Annotated in this window: 17 protein-coding genes, 2 tRNA genes and 1 pseudogene; 15 read left to right on the forward strand and 5 right to left on the reverse strand. The window is 71.7% G+C overall.

Translation table 11 applies throughout. From position 1 onward, the window contains the following. Positions 1-127 (reverse strand): annotated as a pseudogene (locus ACHUEU_RS14220) (superoxide dismutase); the annotation flags it as partial. A 129-nt stretch (positions 128-256) separates the two neighbouring features. Between ACHUEU_RS14220 and ACHUEU_RS14225 the strand changes: the two are divergent. The 5 genes from ACHUEU_RS14225 to ACHUEU_RS14245 all read left to right on the forward strand — a co-directional run bounded on the left by ACHUEU_RS14225 (position 257) and on the right by ACHUEU_RS14245 (position 7,632). Next, a complete protein-coding gene (locus tag ACHUEU_RS14225) occupies positions 257-4,993 on the forward strand; it encodes an ATP-dependent helicase (RefSeq protein ID WP_394216785.1) in 4,737 nt (1,578 codons plus the stop codon). Then, positions 4,993-5,943, forward strand: a complete 951-nt coding sequence (locus tag ACHUEU_RS14230) for a DNA-formamidopyrimidine glycosylase family protein (protein WP_394216786.1) — start codon at positions 4,993-4,995, stop codon at positions 5,941-5,943. Before ACHUEU_RS14225 ends, ACHUEU_RS14230 begins: the two co-directional genes overlap by 1 nt. A 15-nt stretch (positions 5,944-5,958) precedes the next feature. Continuing rightward, positions 5,959-6,031: transfer RNA gene (locus tag ACHUEU_RS14235), tRNA-Arg, on the forward strand. 313 nt (positions 6,032-6,344) lie between these two features. Next, on the forward strand, positions 6,345-7,268 hold the full coding sequence (locus ACHUEU_RS14240; protein ID WP_394216787.1) for a quinone oxidoreductase family protein: 924 nt from the start codon (positions 6,345-6,347) through the stop codon (positions 7,266-7,268). Positions 7,269-7,341: 73 nt separating this feature from the next. Next, positions 7,342-7,632, forward strand: coding sequence for a hypothetical protein (locus ACHUEU_RS14245; protein ID WP_394216788.1), 291 nt, complete (start codon positions 7,342-7,344; stop codon positions 7,630-7,632). 45 nt (positions 7,633-7,677) lie between these two features. Here the strand turns inward: ACHUEU_RS14245 and ACHUEU_RS14250 are convergent, their stop codons facing one another. Further along, the gene (locus tag ACHUEU_RS14250) at positions 7,678-8,205 is read right to left on the reverse strand and encodes an acyl-CoA thioesterase (protein ID WP_394216789.1); all 528 of its coding nucleotides are present in this window, start codon (positions 8,203-8,205) and stop codon (positions 7,678-7,680) included. Between the two features lie 115 nt (positions 8,206-8,320). On the opposite strand from ACHUEU_RS14250, the gene orn reads away from it, so the two are divergent. Further along, positions 8,321-10,213 (forward strand): oligoribonuclease, encoded by a 1,893-nt coding sequence (gene orn, locus ACHUEU_RS14255; protein ID WP_394216790.1) that lies wholly within the window; start codon positions 8,321-8,323, stop codon positions 10,211-10,213. Positions 10,214-10,232: 19 nt separating this feature from the next. Here orn and ACHUEU_RS14260 read toward each other — a convergent pair whose 3' ends face one another. Next, positions 10,233-10,583, reverse strand: a complete 351-nt coding sequence (locus ACHUEU_RS14260; RefSeq protein ID WP_394216791.1) for a thiamine-binding protein — start codon at positions 10,581-10,583, stop codon at positions 10,233-10,235. 180 nt (positions 10,584-10,763) lie between these two features. Between ACHUEU_RS14260 and ACHUEU_RS14265 the strand changes: the two genes are divergently transcribed. The 4 genes from ACHUEU_RS14265 (at position 10,764) to ACHUEU_RS14280 (ending at position 15,844) form a co-directional block, all read left to right on the forward strand. Beyond that, entirely contained in the window at positions 10,764-11,747 is a 984-nt protein-coding gene (locus tag ACHUEU_RS14265) for a diaminopimelate dehydrogenase (protein ID WP_394216792.1), read from the forward strand. Positions 11,748-11,907: 160 nt separating this feature from the next. Continuing rightward, positions 11,908-11,980: transfer RNA gene (locus tag ACHUEU_RS14270), tRNA-His, on the forward strand. Positions 11,981-12,312: 332 nt separating this feature from the next. After that, complete coding sequence (locus ACHUEU_RS14275) at positions 12,313-13,056, forward strand: SDR family NAD(P)-dependent oxidoreductase (RefSeq protein ID WP_394216823.1); 744 nt, start codon at positions 12,313-12,315, stop codon at positions 13,054-13,056. A gap of 268 nt (positions 13,057-13,324) precedes the next feature. Further along, a complete protein-coding gene (locus tag ACHUEU_RS14280) occupies positions 13,325-15,844 on the forward strand; it encodes a GcvT family protein (protein ID WP_394216793.1) in 2,520 nt (839 codons plus the stop codon). A gap of 43 nt (positions 15,845-15,887) precedes the next feature. On the opposite strand, the gene ACHUEU_RS14285 is transcribed toward ACHUEU_RS14280, so the two are convergent. Continuing rightward, the gene (locus ACHUEU_RS14285) at positions 15,888-16,661 is read right to left on the reverse strand and encodes an IclR family transcriptional regulator (RefSeq protein ID WP_394216794.1); all 774 of its coding nucleotides are present in this window, start codon (positions 16,659-16,661) and stop codon (positions 15,888-15,890) included. A 104-nt stretch (positions 16,662-16,765) separates the two neighbouring features. Between ACHUEU_RS14285 and ACHUEU_RS14290 the strand changes: the two genes are divergently transcribed. From ACHUEU_RS14290 to ACHUEU_RS14310, 5 genes are all read left to right on the forward strand, one after another. Next, entirely contained in the window at positions 16,766-18,022 is a 1,257-nt protein-coding gene (locus tag ACHUEU_RS14290; protein ID WP_394216795.1) for a glycine cleavage T C-terminal barrel domain-containing protein, read from the forward strand. A 28-nt stretch (positions 18,023-18,050) separates the two neighbouring features. Beyond that, positions 18,051-18,863, forward strand: a complete 813-nt coding sequence (locus ACHUEU_RS14295; RefSeq protein WP_394216796.1) for a methylenetetrahydrofolate reductase — start codon at positions 18,051-18,053, stop codon at positions 18,861-18,863. A gap of 108 nt (positions 18,864-18,971) precedes the next feature. Beyond that, positions 18,972-19,748 (forward strand): GTP pyrophosphokinase, encoded by a 777-nt coding sequence (locus tag ACHUEU_RS14300; protein ID WP_394216797.1) that lies wholly within the window; start codon positions 18,972-18,974, stop codon positions 19,746-19,748. A gap of 98 nt (positions 19,749-19,846) precedes the next feature. Further along, positions 19,847-20,638, forward strand: a complete 792-nt coding sequence (locus ACHUEU_RS14305) for an NAD-dependent epimerase/dehydratase family protein (RefSeq protein ID WP_394216798.1) — start codon at positions 19,847-19,849, stop codon at positions 20,636-20,638. Positions 20,639-20,713: 75 nt separating this feature from the next. Further along, complete coding sequence (locus ACHUEU_RS14310; RefSeq protein WP_394216799.1) at positions 20,714-21,898, forward strand: cytochrome P450; 1,185 nt, start codon at positions 20,714-20,716, stop codon at positions 21,896-21,898. Positions 21,899-21,961: 63 nt separating this feature from the next. Here the strand turns inward: ACHUEU_RS14310 and ACHUEU_RS14315 are convergent, their stop codons facing one another. After that, positions 21,962-22,801 (reverse strand): maleylpyruvate isomerase N-terminal domain-containing protein, encoded by an 840-nt coding sequence (locus tag ACHUEU_RS14315; protein ID WP_394216800.1) that lies wholly within the window; start codon positions 22,799-22,801, stop codon positions 21,962-21,964. Between the last annotated feature and the right edge of the window lie 106 nt (positions 22,802-22,907).

The following is a 22,907-nucleotide window of genomic DNA, read 5'->3' on the forward strand; positions in this document are numbered from 1 at the left end:
CCGTGTTCGCGCCCTTGACATAGGTCGCGTGGTGCTTGGAGTGGTGCAGCTCCATGATCTTGCCGGAGATCGAAGGATCCAGCGCCCCGTAGTCGTAATCGAGCTCAGGAAGCGTGTACTCAGCCATGTGGATCATCCCTTCGTCGTGGTGGACGCAGGCCCAGCCGATGCGTGACCTGCCGTGCCATCCATCCTGCCACGACGGAGCGCGTGGTGGCAGGACGGGGAGGTGGGCGGTGCGGTCCACAATGGGGCGATGGACCAGTCCCTCCGGTCGCTCCCGTCGCCCTTCTCCCCCGCCACCCAGGCCTGGTTCGCGGAGTCGTTCGCCGCTCCCACCTCCGCGCAGGTCGCGGCGTGGGAGGCGATCGGGCGGGGCGAGGACACGCTGGTGGTCGCCCCGACCGGCTCGGGCAAGACCCTCGCCGCGTTCCTCAGCGCGATCGACCGTCTGGCACTGCCGCACCCCGCCGGGCCGACCGGTCGGACGGTCCCCGCCCCGGAGGCTCGGCGGGCGGGCACGCGCGTCCTCTACCTCTCACCGCTGAAGGCGCTGGGCGTCGACGTGGAGCGGAACCTGACCTCTCCCCTGGTGGGGACGGCACGCACTGCCCAGAGGCTGGGGATCTCGGCCACCACGCTCAGCGTGGGGGTGCGCACCGGCGACACCCCGGCCGCCGAGCGCAGGCGTCTGGTCTCCCATCCGCCGGACATCCTCATCACGACCCCCGAGTCGCTGTTCCTGATGCTCACCTCCCGGGCGCGCGAGACGCTCCGCGACGTGGACACCGTCATCCTCGACGAGGTCCACGCGGTGGCGGGGACGAAGCGGGGCGTGCACCTGGCGCTGTCGCTGGCCCGTCTCGATGCGCTGCTGGAGGCACCGGCGCAGAGGATCGGGCTCTCGGCGACCGTCGAACCGGTCCAGGAGGTGGCCGCTTTCCTCGCCGGCTCCGGCGGGTCCCGCGGGGCGACGGTGGTGAGACAGGAATCGACCAAGCGGTGGGATCTCACGGTGACGCTACCGGTCGCCGATCTGCAGGCGATCGAGCCGCCTCCCGACGCGGTGGACGACGAGGACGTCTCCGGCACGATCTGGCCGCACGTCGAGCGAGCCGTGCTGGACAGGGTGCTCGCGCACCGTTCGACGATCGTGTTCACCAATTCCCGCAGCCAGGCCGAGCGTCTGACCGGCAAGCTCAACCGGCTCCATGCACGGCGCCTCGCCGCCGAGCCGCCGTCCGGCATCGAGTCCCCGGTCACGGATCCGGCCACGGACCCGGCGGAGCCCGAGCTCGAGGACATCGCCCGCGCCCACCACGGCTCGATGTCCAAGGAGGTGCGCGCCAAGATCGAGGACCAGCTGAAGTCCGGGACCCTGCGCTGCGTGGTGGCGACCTCCTCCCTCGAGCTGGGGATCGACATGGGCGCGGTGGACCTGGTGCTGCAGGTCGCCGCACCGATGTCCGTCTCCAGCCTGCTGCAGCGGGTGGGCCGCGCCGGGCATGACGTCGGCGCGATCTCCCACGGCTCGCTGCATCCGCTGCACGCCGCGGACGTGCTGCGCAGTGCAGTCGCGGTGCAGGAGGCGATGGCGGGCCGGATCGAACCGCTCTCGGTGCCGCGCAACGCCCTGGACGTGCTCGCCCAGCACACCGTCTCCGCCGCGGCGATGGATGATCTGCAGATCGACGACTGGTTCGCTCTGGTCCGCACCGCGCATCCCTACCGGGCGCTGCCCCGCTCCGCCTTCGACCAGACCGTCGACCTGCTCGCCGGGAGGTATCCCTCCACCGCCTTCTCCGAGCTGCGACCACGGCTGGTGCACGACCATGAGACCGGGCTGCTGTCGGGCCGGCCGGGTGCCCAGCACCTCGCGGTCACCAGCGGCGGCACCATCCCCGATCGCGGGCTCTACCCGGTGCATCTGGTCGCGGGGGAGGACGACTCCCAGCCGCGGCGGGTGGGCGAGCTCGACGAGGAGATGGTCTACGAGTCCCGCCGCGGGGACGTGATCACGCTGGGCACCACCAGCTGGCGGATCGAGGAGATCACCGCCTCCCGGGTCACCGTCTCCCCCGCCTTCGGCATGAGCGGGCGGGTCCCGTTCTGGCACGGGGACGGGGACGGGCGCCCGGCGAGCCTGGGCCGGGCGATCGCCGCCGCGCAGGCGCAGCTCGCCTCCGCCGATCGCTCCGAGGCCACTGCGCAGCTGGCCGCACTCGGGCTCGACGACAACGCATCCGCCGTGCTGCTGGACCACCTGGCCGAGCAGCTGGCGGCCACCGGCACGGTCCCCGGACCGCAGCAGCTGGTGGTCGAGCGGTTCCTCGACGAGCTCGGCGACTGGCGGGTGGTGCTCCACTGCGCCTACGGACCGCGGATCACCGGGCCCTGGGCACTCGCGGTAGGGGCCCGGGTGGAGGAGCGGTACGGCCTGGACGGCCAGGTGATGGCCGCCGACGACGGCATCGTGCTGCGCATCCCCCACGGCGAGGAGCCTCCCGGCGCGGACCTGTTCGTCTTCACCCCGGAGGAGATCGAGCAGGAGGTGCGGCGCCTGGTCGGCTCCTCGGCTCTGTTCGCGGCGCGCTTCCGCGAGTGCGCGGCGCGCGCCCTGCTGCTGCCGAGACGGGACCCGACCCAGCGCGCGCCGCTGTGGCAGCAGCGTCAGCGCTCCGCGCACCTGCTCGAGGTGGCCCGCCCCCACCCCGATTTCCCGATCATGCTCGAGGCGGCGCGCGAGTGTCTCCAGGACGTCTACGACCTGCCCGCCCTGATCGAGCTGATGGAGCAGGTGGGGCGCCGCCGCGTCGAGGTGCGGGAGGTCGAGACCCGCTCCCCCTCCCCCTTCGCGCGCTCTCTGCTGTTCGGGTATCTCGCCCAGTTCATCTACGACGCCGACGCACCGCTGGCCGAACGGCGCACCGCCGCGCTCGCGCTGGACCAGGCCCTGCTGGCCGAGCTGCTGGGCTCGGTGAGCCTGCGCGAGCTGCTGGACGCCGGCGTCATCACCGAGGTCGAGCAGCGGCTGCAGGGTCTCACCGCCGAGCGGGCACTGCGCAGCGCCGAGCAGATCGCCGACGCGCTGCGCCGGCTCGGCCCGCTCACCCGGGACCAGCTGGCCGCTCGCGGCGCCGAGGATCTCGACCTCGGGGCAGAGCTCGACCAGTTGCACGGGGCGCGTCGGATCATCCCCGTGCGCCTGGCAGGGCAGGAGCATCTCGCCGCGATCGAGGACGCGGGCCTGCTGCGCGATGCGCTGGGCACCGCCCTGCCGCCGGGCATCCCGCAGCCGCATCTGGAGCCCGTGGACCGGGCGGTGGCCCAGCTGCTCTCGCGCTGGGCGCGGGGCCGGGGCCCGTTCCCGGCCGCGGCACCGGTGGAGGCCTTCGGACTGGCCCCCGGCGTCGCACGAACCGCCCTCGAGCAGCTCACCGCCGAGCGGGTGCTGGCCCAGGGCGAGTTCACCCCGGGCCGCGAGGGCGAGGAGTGGGTGGACGCGGAGGTGCTGCGGCGCATCCGTCGGGCGAGCCTGACCGCCTCCCGGCGCGAGATCGCGCCGGTGGCGGGCCCGGTGTACGCCCAGTTCCTCGGACAGTGGCAGCACCTCGTCCCCCGCCGTCCGGACGGCCGACGGGAGAGCGCGCACTGGCGGAGCGGCGACGGACTGCTCTCGGTCGTGGACCAGCTCACCGGCGTCTCCCTGCCGCTGTCGGCGTGGGAGACCCAGGTGCTGCCCGCGCGACTGCCGGAGACGACCCCTGCCCTGCTGGACGCGGCCTTCGCCGCCGGGGAGCTGGTGTGGACCGGGCACGGCCGCCTGGGCCGTGACGACGCCTGGATCCGTCTCCACCTCGCCGACGCCCTGCCGCTGGGGCTGGACGCCGATGTGCTCGAGGAGGCCGCGGCCGAGCTGCCACCGGAGTCCCCCGCCGCCCGCATCCTCACGCTGCTGCGCGGCACCCCCGGTGCGCTGCGGCACGGGGAGATCCTCGCAGCGCTCGTGGCCGACGGCGACGCGGTCGCCCCGTCCGAGATGCATGACGCCCTGTGGGATCTCGCGTTCCGCGCGCTGGTCACCAACGACTCCTTCGAGGCACTGCGCAGCTTTGGCCGCAGCCCGGCTCCGAGCAGGAGGTCACGGGCAGGCGCCCGTTCCCGTCCGCTGACCCGTCGGGGCGCGGCACGACTGTCGGCGGCGATGATGCGCCAGGGAGCGTCCTCGGTCTCCGACCTCGTGCCCGGCCCCGTCGGCGCGGGACGCTGGTCCGCAGTGCGGGTGGAGGGCGTCGACCCGGCGGCGCGGGCAGCGGCACTGGCGACCCTGCTGCTGGACCGGCACGGGGTGGTCACGCGCGGTGCGATGGATATCGAGGAGGTCCCCGGCGGCTTCGCCGCGGTCTACCGCGTGCTCGCGACGCTCGAGGAGAACGGCGCCTGCCGCCGCGGCTACTTCGTCGACGGGCTGGGGGCCTCCCAGTTCGCTCCGGTCGAGGCGGTGGACCGGTTGCGGGACCGGGACCAGGACCAGGCCCAGGAGGCGCAGTCCTCACAGCTCACGGAGCGAGCTGCGAACGGCGCGTCGACCGGCACCGCGACCATCGCGCTGGCCGCGACCGATCCTGCCAACCCCTACGGTGCGGCGCTGTCCTGGCCTCCGCTGACGATCCCACCTCCCGAGGGGGCCGCGGTCCGGCCGGCGCGGCGTGCCGGTGCGCTCGTCCTGCTCACAGGCGGGCAGCCCGGGGCGTTCGTGGACAAGGGCGCCAAGCAGCTGCTGTGGTGGGCCGAGGAGTCGGCGACGCCCGCCCTCGCCGCTCAGCTGGTGCGGGCCATCGCCGAGGACTCCCGCCTGCCCCAGCTGCGGATCGCGAGGATCAACGGCCACCCGATCGACAGCGCCCCGGTCGCCGCCGTCGGAGAGGCCCTGGAGGCGGCCGGCTGCTACCGCTCCCCGCGATCGCTCCGGCTGCGCGCAGGAGATCGCTGATGCCGGAAGGGGACACCGTCGCCCGGCAGTGCCGGGTCCTGGACGACGCCCTCGCCGGCGCCGTGCTCACCGCCTGCGAGCTGCGGGTGCCGCGCGCCGCGACCGCGGACCTCCGCGGCTGGACCGTGCGCGAGGTGCGTCCGCGCGGGAAGCATCTGCTGATGCGGCTGGACCCGCCCGTCCCCGGACCGGAACCGCTGACCCTCCACTCACATCTCATGATGGACGGGATCTGGCATGTGGACGGGACGCCCCTGCGCTCCAGCGACACCAGCGCCGGGCCTCGCCCGGCCCACACGATCCGCGTCGCCCTGACCGCCCGCCACCATGACGGGCAGGAGACCCGGGCGATCGCCTATGACGTGAAGCAGGTGCGGCTGGTGCGCACCACGGACGAGGACGCGCTCGTGGGGCACCTCGGTCCGGACCTGCTCGATCCCGAGTGGGGCGAGACGCATCGCGCGCAGGCGGTGCGGAACCTCGCCGGGGCCCCGGAGCGGCCGCTCGGCCTGGCCCTGCCGGACCAGCGCAACCTCGCCGGGATCGGGAACATCTACCGCAGCGAGCTGTGCTTCCTGCACCGGATCCACCCCGCCGCCCCGGTCCGCGCCGCGGGGGACCTCGCGGAGCTCGTCGACCTCGCACACCGACTGCTGGTGCTGAACTCGCAGCGCCCCGTCCGGGTCACCACCGGTGGCATGCTCGGCCGGGACGGAGAGCTGTGGGTCTACGGCCGCGGTGGGCGCCCATGCCGCCGCTGCCGCAGCCGGATCGCGCGCGATGAGCTCACCGAGCCGCGCCTCGAGGGCAGTGAGCCGCGGGCGCTGTGGTTCTGTCCGCGCTGCCAGGCGGGCCCGGGGGCTGCTCCATCGAAGCCCGTGCCTCCAGGGGACGGCCGCAGCGCGGCGCGGAACCGTCCCCTGCACCGACCCTCCACGGATCCTCGGTAGACTTCTGGCCCGTCAGCCTCCATAGCTCAATGGATAGAGCAACGGCCTTCTAATCCGTAGGTTGCAGGTTCGAGTCCTGCTGGGGGCACTTGCCTGGTCGTTCCACCGTGCACCTCGTGCACGTCTCGCGACAGAGGAGAGCGCCCATGGTGTGCGGCGGCCAGGGCCGGGGCGGGGAGCATCTCGGAGGGCCGCTGGCGGCAGTGTGAACGCTCAGCGGGACAGAACCCCACCCCGTGGCCTCGCTTCAGCGTAAAATCAGCGCTCAGGTCAAGGATGCTGCCGCGCCCGCATGCCCGGACGACATCGACGACCACCGGCGTCGTCGGACGCTGAGCAGGGACCCGTGCACTCGCCTTCGCCGACCGCACATCACCGCAGGAGGACCTGGAGGAGACACCATGAGGATCGCGACCATCGACGCCGATACCGGCAGAGCAGTCATCGAGGAGCGGCCCGCGCCGAGGAATGCGGCCACCGTGCTCGCCGCCTCCATCAATCCCATCGACCTCATCGTCGCGACGGGGAACTTCCCGCTGCGCAGCTTCTCGCCCGGCGATGCCCTCGGCTACGGCGGCGTGGCCGAGCGCGCCGACGGCACCCGGGCCTACTTCTACGATCCGCACCCCCCGGCCGGCTCCCTGTCGGAGCAGGTGGACCTCGATGCCGCACGGACCATCGACCTGCCCGCAGGGCTGGATCCGCAGCTCGGGGCGGTGCTCGGCGTTCCGGGCATCGCCGCGTACAGCGCGACGTTCAGCGAGGGGAAGGTCACCGCAGGGGAGACCGTCCTGGTGACGGGCGCCGCAGGATCGGTCGGCATGATCGCGGGACAGGCCGCCCTGGCGCGCGGTGCGCGAGCAGTGGGGCTGGTGGTCGATGAGCGCCAGCGCCAGGCGGTCGAAGCCGTCGGCATGGTCCCCCTGCTGCTGGACGCACAGGAGGAGGATGTCCCCGGCGCCATGGGCCGGGTGGCGCCCGACGGTGTCGACGTGGTCGTGGACAGCCTCTGGGGCGACCATCCCGACCGGTTCGTGCCGGCGCTGAACCACCGTGCCCGCTGGGTGCAGGTGGGCTCGAGCGCAGGCAACGCCGCCTCGATCACCGCTCCCCTGTTCCGCAACAAGCGCATCAGCTTCATCGGTCACACCAACTTCCTGCTCACCGCGCAGGAGGCTGCCGAGGCCTATCGCGGCATCGCCGAACTGACCGCGCAGGGCAAGATCACGCTGTCGTTCGAGTCGATCACCCTCGACGAGGTCCCCGACATCTTCTCCGGCCTGGCCGACAAGAGCCGCAAGGGCAAGTTCGTGGTCGCGTTCTGAGCGGGGAAGCCCGTTCCGAGCTGCGCGGCCGCAGGTCGCGCACAACCCGACCTCGTGCGAGGAGAGCCCCGCGATGCTGAAGGTGCTGTCGTTCGCAGGGATCGCCCTGCTGATCCTGCTGCGCATGGCCCGGACCGGGTTCGGTGCCCGCCTGCTCGGAGTCCCGCTGCGCGTGCTGGACATCACGCTCCTGGTCGTCCTCGTGGTCGCCGGGACCCTCGCCGTGCTCGTGGAGCAGTGGTTCCTGTTGGGCGTCGTGATCATCCTGCTGGCCCTCAGCATCATCGAGGAGCTGCGTCGTCCAGGGAAGCGGAACGGTCGAGGAGGAGGCGGACGGTCCGCGCGTGCGCAGCGGGGCGGTTGAGGCGCCCGGGAGCGCGCATCGGGCAAGAGGGTCCGCTCCTCGGCCTCAGAGCTCGCGGCCGTGGCGCGAGGAGCCCTCGTTCCACTCGGTGACCCACCGAGGCACCTCGAGATGGTCGGGCAGCGGCCCCACCAGGTCCAGCACCTCCTCCATCGGCACTGAACCGCCGGTCCGACGCAGGAAGCGGGCGCGCACGATCGCGTCGGCCACCACCGTCCCGTCGCGGCGGAAGACCTGCTCCAGGTAGATCCAGCGCTCGTCGTTCCCGATCACGCGGGAGGCGAGATCGAACGACTCCCACAGCTGGAGGGACCTGCGATAGGTGATGCTCTGCCCCGCCACCACCGGGTACCAGCCCTGATCGGTGATGCGCTGCCAGAACCCCGACCGGATCATGAGATCCATGCGCCCCAGATCCATCAGGGTGAGGTAGCGGCCGTTGTTCATGTGCCGCTGCACGTCGAGGTCCCCGGGGTTGACCCGGAAGCGCACGTGCGAGGTGCCCCAGAGGCTGAGGCGGCTGCGGAACCGTACCCGGACCATGAGCAGCAGCAGGCGGAAGTAGAGATTCACTGAAGGTCCTCCGGGGGCTCGCGTCGGCTCGTCGAAGAGCTCTGGTGACTGAAGGGTAACCGGTGGCGCCGCTCTCGATCGGGCTCTTCCCCCGCCCCCGCGCTACTGTGGTCCGGTGACTTCCAGCTCCACACGTGCCATCAACGACCGCATCATCTGGGTCGACTGCGAGATGACCGGCCTCGACAAGCAGCGCGACGCGCTCGTCGAGATCGCGGTGCTCGTGACCGACGCCGATCTGAACATCCTCGGGGAGGGTGTCGATCTCGTCATCAAGCCGCCGGCGGAGTCGCTGCAGGGCATGGATCCCTTCGTGGTGAACATGCACACCGCCTCCGGCCTGCTCGAGGAGCTCGACGGCGGGATGACGCTCGAGCAGGCGCAGGCGCAGTGCCTGGCCTACGTGCGCCGGCACTGCCCCGAACCCGGCAAGGCGCCGCTGGCGGGCAACAGCGTCGGCACCGACCGCGTGTTCCTGGACCGCGACGTGCCCGAGTTCGCCCAGTGGCTGTCCTACCGCACCATCGACGTCTCCAGCCTGAAGGAGCTCGCCAAGCGCTGGTTCCCGCGGGTGTACTACAACATCCCCGCCAAGCACGGCGGTCACCGGGCACTCGCGGACATCCGCGAGTCGATCCAGGAGCTGAAGTACTACCGCGAGGTGCTGCTGGTGGACGAGCCCGGCCCCACCACCGCGCAGGCCCAGGTCGCCTCGAGGACCTTCGAGCTGCGCGAGGAGCCGGTCGCCGTCCCGGCCCCCGGCCCGCACCAGCCCTGGCTGCAGCGCGCCTCCCACCGCTCCTGGCTCGAGGGCGAGTCCGACGCGCTGCTCGAGTTCGGCTCCGCCTCCGCCCGCGAGGACGGCGGCTTCGCCTGGCTGGACGAGGTGGGCGCGCCCGACCTCGCCCGGCCCTCGGAGCTGTGGATCACCTCCCGGATGACGCACAGCTTCGCGCTCGGCCATCTGCTGGGCCGCCCGGGTCTCGGCCACCTGGTCGATCACGGCGTGGACTCCCTGCGCGGCGTCTTCCACGACGACGAGCACGGCGGCTGGTTCTCCGCCGTCGCCGGCGGCGCCCCGGTCGACGACTCCAAGCAGGCCTACGCCCACGCCTTCGTGGTGCTCGCGGCCTCTTCGGCCCTGGCCGCCGGGCGCCCCGGGGCGGAGGAGCTGCTGGACGAGGCGCTCTCGGTGCTCGATACCAGGTTCTTCGAGGAGTCCGCGGGCATGAGCGTGGACACCTTCGACCGCACCTTCTCCACCTGCGAGGAGTACCGCGGGATCAACGCGAACATGCACACCGTCGAAGCACTGCTGGCGGCGGCCGATGTCACCGGCGAGCGCCGCTGGCTGGACCGCGCCGTCGGCATCGCGACCCGCGGGATCGATGAGTTCGCCCGCGCCAACGACTGGGCGCTGCCGGAGCACTTCGACACCGACTGGAATCCGCTGCTGGACTTCAACCGGGATCAGCCCGCACACCCGTTCCGTCCCTACGGGGCGACGATCGGGCACTGGATCGAGTGGGCGCGCCTGGTGCTGCATGCCCGGGCCGCGCTGATCGCGGCGGATGGCGAGGCGCCCGAGTGGATGCTGGAGGCGGCAACCGCGCTGATGGAGAAGTCCGCCGCGGCATTCGGCGCCGACGGCAACCCGGGCTGGGTCTACACCGTGGACTGGGACGGCACCCCGGTCTCCACGGAGCGGATGCACTGGGTGGCCGCCGAGGCCGTCGGCGCCGCTGCGGTGATGCATCAGGTGACCGGGGACCGGATCTGGGCCGAGCGCTATGAGCAGTGGTGGGAGTACATCGCCACCGACCTGCTCGACGCCGAGGACGGCTCCTGGTTCCACGAGCTCGATGCCACCGGTGCGCCGCAGGGCGTGACCTGGCCGGGCAAGCCGGACATCTACCACGCCCTGCAGGCCACGCTCATCCCGCGCCTGCCGGTGACGCCGGCCCTCGCCGCCGCGCTGCGCGACGGGAGGCTGGACCGGGACCTCTGAGAGGTCCGCACCGGCCGGCTCAGCGGCCCTCCATCCGGTCGATCGCGGATTCCATGCGCTCGACCTTGCCGTCGAGCTCGCCGGCGCGACCGGGCCGGATGTCGGCCTTCAGCACGAGGGAGAGTCGCGAGCCGTAGCGGCCGGCCTCGGCCGTGGCGCGCCCGAGAACCTCCATCACCTCGTCCCACTCCCCCTCGACCTCGGTGAACATCGCCGAGGTGCGGGTGGGCAGGCCGGAGTCGCGCACGATGCGCACCGCAGCGGCGACCGCGTCATGCACACTCGCATCGTCCGAGCCCTCCGCGAGGTCTCGTACGACAGCGGGATCCGAGGGCTCACCGGTGGGCTGGACGGAGAAGGCGATGATCATGCGGTCAGTCTCCCCCGGTGCCACGGACGGCGCAACGCGCTGTGCACCCCGTCGATGGCCCGGTCCTGCACGCGCCGGGAGGCACCGACCCGTGCGCAGGCTCGCAGCGAGGATCTTCCGTAGGATCGGCCCCGGTGGCCCGGACTCGGGCCGCTGTCACCATCGACCAGAATGAGGGCCATGACTGCGCTCCGGATCGGCATCGTCGGCTACGGGAACCTGGGACGCGGCGTCGAGATCGCCGTCTCCCTCCAGGAGGACATGGAGCTGGTGGGCGTGTTCACACGCCGTGATCCGGCCGCCGTGGACACCGTGCACGCACAGACCCCCGTGCATCCGATGGATGCTCTCGAGTCGATGCGGGGCGAGCTCGACGTGCTCGTGCTGTGCGGAGGGTCCAAGACCGACCTGCCCGAGCAGACTCCGCTGCTCGCGGAGCACTTCACGGTCGTGGACAGCTTCGACACGCACGCCCGGATCCCCGAACACTTCGCGAAGGTCGACACCGTCGCCCGCAGAGCCGGCACGACGGCGATCATCTCCACCGGATGGGATCCGGGCCTGTTCTCGATCAACCGGGTCTACGGGGAGTCGATCCTCCCTGCCGGGTCCACCTACACCTTCTGGGGCCGCGGCCTGTCCCAGGGGCACTCCGATGCGCTGCGCCGGATCAACGGGGTCGCCGCCGCCGTCCAGTACACGATCCCCTCCCAGGAGGCGATCGACCGCGTGCGCGCCGGCGAGCGACCCGAGCTGACCAATCGGGACAAGCACACGCGGGAGTGCTTCGTGGTGCTCCAGGACGGCGCCGACGCCGAGGCGGTGCGCCAATCGATCGTGACGATGCCGCACTACTTCGAGCCCTTCGAGACCACGGTGACCTTCCTCAGCGCCGACGAGCTGGCGCAGGATCACCAGAGCATGCCTCACGGCGGTTTCGTGATCCGCTCGGCGGAGTCCTCCCCCGGCACCACGCAGACCATCGAGTACCACCTGCAGGAGGACTCGAATCCCGAGTTCACCGCGAGCGTGGTGGTCGCCTACGCCCGCGCCGCTGCGCGGATGGCCGCTGCGGGTCAGCACGGCGCATGGACGCCGTTCGATGTGGCCCCGGGCCTGCTGTCCCCGAAGTCCCCCGAGCAGCTGCGCGCCGAGCTGCTGTGAGCGCCTGCGCCCCGAGAGCCCGCTGAGGGCCCGCGAGGAACCGGCCCGGTCCCGGCGCTCGATGCAACGTGTCTCACACCGTCGGGAGCCGGTTCGGACTGGGATGTGCCCTGGCGAACCGGTATATTGTTCTCTCGTTGCGGGTTTCGCCCCGCACATGGTGGTCGTAGCTCAGTTGGTAGAGCTCCTGGTTGTGGTCCAGGCGGTCGCGGGTTCAAATCCCGTCGATCACCCCTTGTGGTGTCTCAGGACATCGTTCGCGGATGTCTTGGGACATCGTTCGTGAGAAGAAGGCCTCGGTGAGTGTTCACCGGGGTCTTCTTCGTTGTGGTGGGTACCCGCGGTCGGGGTCGAGGTGCCGGCGGTCCTCGGCCGGGGCGACGATGTGCTCGTCGACGCCCGGTGCGCAGCAGGCCTCCTCGTCGAGGATCTCGAACCGCGTGCGAGGTCGTCGTCGCGCTCCGTCGGGAGGCCGGCGCACCCCGCCGCGAGCACGGTGCCCAGTCCCCGCTGAGCCGGGACGTGGATACTGGGGTCGACACACCGGGCGAAGGAGGACGTGGCCATGCAGCTGGAGAACAAGATCGTGATCGTCACCGGAGGCGCCGCGGGGATCGGCGGAGCGATCTCACGGGTTCTCGTCCGTCGCGGCGCGAAGGTCGTCGCGGTGGACATCGACGCCGAGGCAGGTGCTCAGCTCGAGACCGAGCTCGGAGAACAGGTGATCTTCCTCGACGGCGACGTCTCCCGCGAGGAGACCGCGCAGTCCGCCGTCAGCACCGCCACCGAACGGTTCGGGGGACTGACCGGACTGGTGAACAACGCCCATGCCTCCCGTCAGGCGCCGTTCCTCGAGCTCACGCCGGACATGTGGGACCTCTCGTTCTCGACCGGCTTCACCGCCACCCGGAACTTCATGCTCGCAGCCCATCGGCAGCTGGCGCGCTCCGGCGGATCGATCGTCAACTTCGGCTCGGGAGCCGCGCTGGACGGACAGCCGACCCAAGCGGCGTACGCGGCCTCGAAGGAGGCGATCCGAGGACTCTCCCGGGTCGTCGCGAACGAGTGGGCGCCGGAGGCCATCCGCGTGAACGTCGTGAGCCCGATGGCGCTGACCGCCGGGGTCGAGTCATGGAGCAAGGCCGCCCCGGAGCTCTACCAGAAATCACTCGCCAACGTCCCCATGGGCCGTTTCGGCGATCCGGAGACCGATGTGGCGCCGGTCGTCGCGTTCCTGCTCTCGGACGACTCGGCATACATGACCGGACAGACGCTGATGGCCGACGGCGGCGCGCACAAGCTCTACTGAGCAGGACCGGCGGCCCAGCGGGCGGCACCGCCGGGCTCGCCGAAGACGTACTCCGCCACCGGGCCCAGGTGGTCCACGGTGCCCGCGGGGTGGCACGCCCCTGCAGCAAGGAGCGAGCAGCGGATGCTCACCATGCGTCGCGCCATCGGCGGAATGGCCGTCCGGGCGGAGCCGGCCGGGAGCACCGCGTGGGCCTGATGCTCCACCCCTGGTCAAACACCCCGTGGAGGTCTAGCGTGAGCGGCCCACGGTGAAGCGGGAGGACCCCATGGCACAGTTGCCTGATCGTGCAGAGATCGTCGTCATCGGAGCCGGGGTGGTCGGCAGCGCCGCCGTCCACCACCTGGCGGAGCTGGGATGGCGCGACATCGTCCAGCTCGACAAGGGACCGCTGCCGGACCCCGGCGGCTCGACCGGCCATGCCTCGAACTTCGTGTTCCCCGTGGACCACTCCAAGGAGATCACCGATCTCACGGTCGACTCGCTGCGGCAGTACGAAGAGCTCGGGGTGCTGTCCGTCTGCGGCGGCGTCGAGGTGGCGCGCAGTGCGGAGCGGATGCAGGAGCTGACGCGCCGGATGAGCTCGGCGCGGGCCTGGGGCGTGGAGGCCCACCTGGTCTCCCCCGCCGAGATCCAACAGCTCGTGCCCTACTGCGACGCGAGCCTGCTGCGGGGCGGATTCCACACCCCCACCGGCGCGATCGTCGATGCCCTGCGCGCCGGGGAGCTGATGCGGGAGCACGCCCAGCGGCTCGGCGCCCTGCGCACCGTCGCCGGGACCGAGGTGCTCGATCTCCGCGTCGAAGGGGGTCGCATCCGGGCAGTGGTCACCGACCGCGGCGAGATCGAGACCGAGCGCGTGGTCATCGCCTGCGGGGTGTGGAGCCCCCGCGTCGCCGCCCTGGCCGGGGCGCGGATCCCGCTGGCCGCCGCGGTGCACCAGATGGTCGACGTCGGACCCATCCCCCAGCTCGCACAGACCGCGGAGTGGATCAGCTTCCCGCTGCTGCGCGACATGGACTGCCTGATGTACGAGCGCCAGCGCGGGCCCGATCTGGAGATCGGCTCCTACGCCCACCGCCCGCTCCTGCACCTGCCGGAGGAGATCCCGCCGGTCGGCGACCACCCCGGGCAGGCCACCCCCACCAGCTTCCCCTTCACCGAGGAGGACTTCGCCCCGCAGTGGGAGCAGGCGAAGCAGATGTTCCCCGCACTGCTCACCGACCCCCAGCCGCCTCGGCGCGCGGCGATCAACGGCCTGCTCGCGCTCACCCCCGACGGCGGGGCGCTGGTGGGCGAGACACCCGAGGTGGGCGGACTGTGGGCCGCTGCGGCGGTGTGGATCAAGGAGGCCCCCGGGGTGGGCCGCATGCTCGCCGAGCTGCTCACCGACGGTGCCAGCGAGATCGACCATCACGGCGCGGACATCGCGCGCTTCACCCCGGCGCAGCGCAGCGCCGAGCATGTGCGGGCGCGCGCCACCGAGGGCTTCCCGAAGACCTACGGGATCACCCACCCGCGGGAACAATGGCTCTCCGACCGGCCCCTGCGCACCAGCCCGTTCCATCCCCGCACCGAGGCGCTCGGAGCGCAGTTCTTCGAGGCCGCCGGGTGGGAGCGCCCGCAGTGGTACGAGTCCAACGCCGGACTGCTCCCGGAGCACGGCGACCGCATCCCTGCCCGCGAGGCCGAATGGGACCGCCGCTGGTGGTCGCCGATCATCGAGGCCGAGCACCTGGCGATGCGGGAGCGGGCGGCGCTGATCGATCTGGGCGCCTTCGCGATCTTCGACATCCGAGGGCCCGGGGCGCGGGAGTTCCTCGAGCAGCTGGCCGTGGCCCGGGTGGATGTCCCCGTGGGCCGCGTGGTCTACACCCCGCTGCTCACCCCGCGGGGCACCTTCCGCTCCGACCTGACGATCGTGCGCCGCGGTCCGGAGGACTTCCGGGTCATCACCGGCGGCGCGGAAGGAGGCCGTGACCTGGCCTGGTTGCGCGCCCACCTGCCCGGCGACGGCTCGGCCCAGCTGACGGAGGTCTCCTCGGCCGTCACCTCCCTCGGGCTGTGGGGCCCGCGGGCGCGGGAGGTGCTGGCCCGGGTGACCGACCATGACCTCTCGGACGCGGCGTTCGGCTTCGGCACTGCTCAGGACGTGCAGCTCGGCTCCGTGCCCGCCTCACTGCTGCGGATCTCCTACGTGGGCGAGCTCGGGTGGGAGATCCATCTGCCCGCCGAGCACGGACTGCGGGTATGGGACCAGCTCTGGACGACGGGCCAGGATCTCGGGCTGCTCGCCGCCGGGATCGGGGTGTACGGCACCACCGGGCGTCTCGAGAAGGGCTACCGCCTGATGGGTGCGGAGCTCACCGGGGAGTACGACCCCGTGGAGGCGGACCTCGCGCTGCCGAAGGTCAAGGCCCATGACTTCGTCGGCCGGGACGCCTATCTCGCCGCCCGGCGGGGCGACCCGGCGGCCCTGCTGTGCACGTTGGCGGTCGATGCGGGCTCCGAGCGTGGGATCGCCCGCTGCATGACCGGCGGCGAACCGGTCCTGTCCCGGGAGGGCGCATCGCTGGTGGATGCGAAGGGGCGGCGTTCCGCCGTCACCTCCGCCGGGCCCGGTCCGTCCCTCGGCCGCTACCTGCTGATGGCGTACCTGCCGCCGCAGCATGCCGTCGCGGGCACCGCGCTCCAGGTCGAGTACCTCGGCCATCGCCATCGGGTCACGGTGCTGACTGTCGGCCGCACTCCCGCCTTCGACCCGCAGGACGCGCGGATGAAGGGCTGATATGTAGGTCTTCCTGTCACGTGGGCAGGGGGAGCCGGGAACGTCAGCCGTTGACCTCGGCGCGATAGCCGAGCCGGCGCGAGATCTGCTCCGCCCCGCGCCGCAGCACCTCGGCCGCCCGCGGCAGATCCTCGGGCGCCAGCCGGTAGGCGGGTCCCGCGACGGAGACCGCCGCGACGACCTCCCCCTCCGGGCCGCGGATCGGGACCGCTGCGGCGTTCAGGCCGTCCTCGAACTCCTCCACCGCCTCGGCCCATCCCCGCTCGCGTGCCTCGGCGAACTGCCTCCGCAGGGTCTCGGCGGAGGTGATGGTGGCTTCGGTGAAGGACTCCCGAGGCGCCTCGAGCGCGGCCTCCAGAGTCGCGGCCGGCAGGTGCGCCATGAGCATCTTCCCGCTCGAGGTGGCGTGCAGAACCGTCCGGTACCCCACCCAGTTGTGCAGGGCGACGGTTCTCCCACCCTGCGCCTGGTGGACGTTGACGGCGGCGCCGCCCCGCAGCACCGCGACGTTGACCGTCTCCCCGAGCTCCTCGGCGAGCGCCTCGCACACCGGTCCCGCCTGGGCGGTCAGATCCATCCCGCTCCGAGCTGCCGCCGCGAGCCTCAGCACCCCCACCCCGAGACGCGACCTGCCGCCGTCCCCGTCGCGTTCCACCAGGTCGTAGGCCTCCAGGGCGGTGAGCAGGCGAGACGCGGTGGACCCGTGCACCCCCAGCTCCCGGGCGATCTCCCCGACCCCTGCCGTCCCCTCCCGCGCGAGGATCTCCATCACCTGCGCGGCCCGTTCGACCGACTGCACCGTCCCGTTCTCGACCATCCCCCATGGTAACCACATCACCAGCTAGTTTGCGCTATACGCAGACCATTGCGTATAACGCGCAGGGGTGGGAGAGTGGGGTACGGACCCGCCCAGGGAGGCCAATGATGACCGTGCACCAGGAACCCCGCGTTCTCCTCTACCCCCGCATCCGCAAGTCGCCGTTCTTCTACGCCTCACGGCAACACGGCGTGCAGATGTACAGCGTCTACAACCACACCTACCACCCCCGGCACTACGGCGACCCGGTCGCGGAGTACTGGGCGCTGCTGGAGGGCGTCACCCTCTGGGACGTCGGCGTCGAACGACAGATCGAGATCTCCGGTCCCGACGCCTTCGACTTCACCAACCTGCTCATCACCCGTGACCTCTCGAAGTGCGCGGTAGGGCAGTGCAAGTACGTCTTCCTCACCGATCAGCACGGCGGGATCATCAACGACCCGGTGCTGCTGCGCCTGGAGGAGAACCGCTTCTGGCTCTCCCTCGCCGACAGCGACGTGCTGCTGTGGGCCCGAGGGGTCGCCAGCCACGCAGGGATGGATGTGCGGATCGAGGAGGTCGACGTCGGCCCCGTGCAGGTGCAGGGCCCGAAGTCCTTCGCCGTGATGCGCGATCTCCTGGGCGCGGAGGTGGCGGACCTGCGCTACTACTATCTGCACGACTTCACGATCGACGGGATCGAGGTGACCGTCTCCCGCACCGGGTACACCGGCGAGATCGGCTACGAGATCTACGTCCATCACGCCTCCCGCGATGCCGAACGGCTGTGGAACCTCGTGCTCGAGGCCGGGAAGCCCCATGGCCTGAGGGTCATCGGTCCCTGCCACATCCGTCGCATCGAGGGCGGCATGCTCGCCCACGGCGCTGACATCACGGTGGAGACCAACCCCTTCGAGGTGGGGATGGGCTACGACTGGATGGTCGATCTCGAGCAGGAGGCGGACTTCATCGGCAAGGAGGCGCTGCGCCGCATCAAGGCGGAGGGACCAGCCCGCCGGCTCGTCGGTCTCGAGCTCGGCGGCGAGCGCCTGGGCAGCTACAACGACGGCTCGATGATCGATGCCTTCCCCGTCCGCCACGCAGGCGAGGTGGTCGGCGAGGTCACCTCCGCCTGCTACTCGCCCCGGCTGGAGAAGAACATCGCCCTCGCGCTGGTGCCGGCCGCGCTCTCGGAGATCGGGACCCGCTTCACGGTCGACGTCGGCGAGCGACTGGGGGCGCAGCTGCCCTCGGGCACGGAGCCGGTCGACGCGGTGGTGGTGCCCAAACCGTTCATCGATCCCACGAAGGAGCAGCCCAAGGGAGATGTCGCGGCCCTCGGCGCGGGCGCCCCGGTCGCGAGCGGCGGTGCCGGGTCCTGAGATGACGGAGTCCCCGCCCCCTGGCCCTGTGCCGCATGCCGCGGCGCAGGGCCGCGAGGTCCAGTTCGAGGTGATCCCGCTGCGCGGCATCATCGACGAGGTGAGCACGCACCTGCCCCCGGGGGCGAGGGTGACCGTGACGGCCTCCCCCGCCCTGGGACTCCCGGCGACGCTCGAGGTCGTCGGGGAGCTGGCACAGCGTGGTTTCCAGGCGATCCCGCACCTGGCCGCCCGCATGTTCCATGGCGCGGGCGAGGTGGAGGAGGTGCTGGCCCGTCTCACTGCGACGGGCGTGCAGGAGGCCTTCGTCATCGCCGGCGACGCCCCGCACCCGGCCGGTGATCTCCCGGGCGCTCTCGAGCTGCTCGAGGCCATCAGTGCGAGCGGATCCGGGATCACGGTGGGGGTCGGTGTGCACCCCGAGGGGCATCCCTTCGTCAGCGAGTCCGAGGCGATGCGGCTGCTGCGAGCGAAGGCGGAGCACGCCTCCTACGCGGTCACCCAGATGTGCTTCGAGGCCGCCCCGCTGCTGGCCTGGGTGCGTCGGCTGCGAGAGGGCGGCATCTCCCTGCCGGTGCGCCCCGGGATCGCGGTCCCTGCCGGCACCGCCCGCCTGCTCCGGATCGGCACCAGGATCGGGGTGGGCCGCTCGCTGCGCATGCTCAGCGGCGAGGATGCCGGCGTGCGGCGCCTGCTGGGGCCGGGACACTGGTCCCCGGGCCCCCTGCTCGAGGAGCTGGAGAGGGCACGTGCCGCGCAGCCCGAGCTGGGTCTGCACGGCCCTCACCTCTACACCTTCAATGCCGTGCGGGTGGCCCGCGAGTGCGCCGCAGGACTCTGACCTGCCGGTCCTCGCCTCCGTGCCTGCGGTCCACGGCGGCCCCACCGTCTCCCCAGCCGTCTCTGGCATCGTGTGGGGTCCTGCCCTTCTCGGAAGGAACCCCGCGACATGGACGACACGGCATCGGAGGAGTCCGCCCCGACGGACACCGGCACCGCGGAGGTGGTCACGGCCCTCGTGGCCGCGCAGCAGGAGCAGCTCATCCGCCCCGATGCCGACCCGGAGGAGCTGGCCGCGCGGATGCGCAGGGTCCATCACGAGCTCACCACGCTGCTGATGCACTACCAGTTCGGTATCGACGAGGTGCGCACGAAGGTCGACATCCTGCGACGCGAGTTCGAGCTGCTCCACGAGTACAGCCCGATCGAGCACGTCCGCACCCGACTGAAGTCCACCGAGAGCCTCATCGAGAAGGCGGTGCGCACCGGTGGCGACATGACCATCCCTGCCATCCGCGAGCGGGTCAAGGACATCGCCGGGATCCGGATCACCTGCAGCTTCGTCTCCGACGTCTACTGGATAGCGGACATGCTCGGCCGCCAGCGGGACCTCGAAGTGCTCACGGTCAAGGACTACATCGCCGCACCGAAGCCCAACGGGTACCGCTCGCTGCATGTGATCGTGCAGGTGCCGGTCTACCTCTCGGAGCACACCGAGCTGGTACCCGTGGAGCTGCAGCTGCGCACGATCGCGATGGACTTCTGGGCCAGCACCGAGCACAAGCTGTCGTACAAGTACCGCAAGAACCTCCCGGCGCCGCTGCGCGGCGAGCTCGACGACGCCGCGCGCGTGGCCGCGGAGCTCGATCAGCGGATGGAGCGGCTGCGTGATGAGATCCGCCCCCGCTCCCCGGGCACCCCGACGGTCGAGGATCCCACCTCCTGAGGGCATCACCGCGACCCGCTCGCAGCCCCGCCGCTCGATCTCGCCGGCGGAGCGCGCCCACGTCTCGCACACAGTGACCGCGGGCACATAATGGAGTCATGACGGACTCGACCATGACCCGACGCGTACTGATCACCGGAGCCGCCGGAGGCGTCGGCTCCCACCTCGCCGAGACCCTGGCCGGCCACTATGACCTGGTGCTCCACGACCGCAGCCAGGACCTCGCCCCGCCGGGCGTTCAGCTGAGGACCGCCGAGCTCGGGGTGTACGACGAGGTGCGCGCCCTGATGGACGGCATCGACACCATCGTCCACATGGCCGGCGCCGCCTCCCCGGAGTCGCCCTGGGACGCCGTTCTGGACGCGAATCTCATCGGGGTGCGCAACGTGCTGGAGGCCGCCCGCGACGCCGGGGTGCGCCGCGTGGTGCTCGCCTCCTCCAACCATGCGATGGGGATGTACGACCGCTACGAGCAGTGGCCGGTCTACCCCGACCAGCTGCCGCGGGCGGACTCCCTGTACGGCGTCTCGAAGATCTTCGGGGAGGCGCTCGGGCAGTTCTACCACGACGAGCACGGCCTGGACGTGATCAACCTGCGCATCGGCTGGTTCACCGATGATCCGCTCGCGGCGCAGGAGGACATCCTGCGCGCCATGTGGCTCAGCCCCGGCGACTGCACCCGGGTGGTGCGGTCCGCGATCGAGGCCGAGGTGACCTTCGGGCGGTACTACGCGATCTCCGACAACCCCAACCGTCGCTGGGCGATGACCAACACCCAGCTCGAGCTGGGCTACCGGCCGCAGGACTCCTGGACCCGCCTGCCCGGTGCCAGGGAGCACGTGGTCGAGGGCGGCGCCGACGTGCGGGACAGCTGGCCTCTCGGGTCGTGAGCCGGACGGCCGTCTCGACCTGCCGGTCGCGGGAGGTCCCGGCCATCGAGGCGCGGCCCGTCCTACGGTGAGGGGATGAGCACTGCGATCTTCGACCCCACGGGCCTCGAGCCCCGCACCGCGACCGACGAGCAGCGCGCCGAGGCGCCACTGGCCAGGACCCCGCAGGGGACCTGGGTGGTGCTCGGGCACGAGGAGGCGGTGGCGGTCGCGACCGACCACCAGACGTTCTCCTCCGCCGTCTCGAGGTTCCTGCAGGTCCCCAACGGTCTGGACGGCCAGGAGCATGCCGCGTTCCGTGCGGCGACGGACCCCTTCTTCAGCGCGGAGCGGATGCAGGCCCTCGAGCCGACCGTCCGAGGGGTTGCCGCAGAGCTGCTCGAGGAGCTGCTCGCCGATGTCGGCGCAGCGGGGACGGAGATCGATGCGGTCTCGGCGCTGGGTGCCGTGTTCGCGGTCCGCGCCCAGACTGCCTGGCTCGGCTGGCCCGCGCGGCTCGAGCCGGAGCTGCTGCAGTGGATGGTCGACAACCATCAGGCCTCCCGCTCCGGGGATCTCGCCCGGACCGCGGAGGTCGCCGAGCGCTTCGACGCGATGATCCGTTCGGTCGTGGCACCGCGCCGGGCGCTCGGCGCTGACGCCCCCGCGGATCTGACCACCGAGGTGATGCAGGTGCGGGTGCCGCTGCCCGATCCCGAGATCCCCGGGTCACGGGAACGCGCGCTGAGCGACGAGGAGATCGTCTCGATCCTGCGCAACTGGACCGGTGGGGATCTGGGTTCCATCGCACTGTGCGTCGGCGTGCTGCTGACGGCGGTGGCCCGTGCTCCCGAGCTCGCCGAGCGGCTGCGTCAGGGGTCGTTCGCCGAAGCCGCGGCGATCGTCGACGAGCTGCTGCGGATCGATGATCCCTTCGTGTCGAACCGGCGGGTCACCACCTGCCCGGTCACCCTCGCAGGGCAGGAGATCGGCGCGGGTGAACGGGTGCTGATCCATTGGACCTCGGCCAATCGCGACGAGCGTGTCGTCCCCGACCCCGACGATGTCGACCCCGAGGGCAATGCCCCGCAGAACCTGGTCTACGGCATCGGCGAGCACGTGTGCCCCGGACGGCCTCTGGCGACCCTGGAGCTGGTGGTCGCGATGCAGGAGCTGCTCGCCGCGGCAGAGGTGCACCCGGCGCCGACGCCCGGCGAGCGGGAGGTCGCCCCGGTGGGCGGCTGGGCCCATGCCCCGGTGGTGCTGGTCCCGCGCCGGTGAGGGCCACCGCCACGGCCGACGTCCGACCGGGCTCCCCGGGCTCACCCCCTGCCCGCGGCGCGATCAGTCGTGGCCTTCGGCGATCAGCGCCTCCAGCGCCGCGATCGCCTCCGGGTCCCCCTGGATGCGGACCGACTGCGCGCCATCGGCGAGGTGCTCGAGAGCCTGCTCGCGCCCCCACGCCCACAGGCACAGGGCGCGGGCGGAGCCACCGACACCGGCTCTCGGCAGCTCCTCCGCGGGCGGACCGTCCAGCAGGCGGCCGACGGGGACGTCGAACTCCTGGCCGTCTCGCGGCCGCGTGCCCGTCCAGCGACTGATGCCGAGCCACCGCGCCGAGCCGCCCTGGGGACGCACCTCGACCGCGGCCACCGGGGTGAGGACCGCCCAGTCGGGGATCCATTCATAGGCGGCCGGCCACATCACCTCCAGCACGTGGTCGAGGCCGGCAGCGGCGATACGGGAGTCGATCGCACTGACGGAGTGGCCCGCCGTCAGCTCGGCGTCCACCCGATGGATGGTCGCCTCGTGGGTCTGCATGCGTCGGGTGATGCCGACGCCCTGCTGCTCGGCGAACCAGAACCAGGCGGGCTCCTCATCGGCCCTCGCCTCGAGCTGGGCGAGCAGTGCCCCGGTCGCGGTGGCCCGCCTCTGCAGCAGGGCCTCGCGCTCGCCGGGACGCGCCGCCCTCGCCGCCCTGATCGCCCTCACCTCGTCCTCGGTGGTGGCACCGGTGGCCAGGATCTCGGCCCAGAACTCGTGGACCTCGGTGAGGTGCCACAGCAGATCGTCGGCGGTCCACTCCGGGCAGGTGGGAACCCGCTGGCCGGGGTCGACGAGTGTCAGTGCGGTGGCCAGCCGTTCCGCCTCATGCCGAATGGTGGTGATCGCGTCGATGTCCATACCCCATGGAAGCACTTTCCTGTGACGAGCAACACCTATCGACCGGATGCCGCCACCCCTTGCACTCCATACCCCTCGGGGGTATAAATGAGGGTAAAGGATACCC

It is taken from the genome of Brachybacterium vulturis, from assembly GCF_043641765.1.
Taxonomy (GTDB): domain Bacteria; phylum Actinomycetota; class Actinomycetes; order Actinomycetales; family Dermabacteraceae; genus Brachybacterium; species Brachybacterium vulturis_A.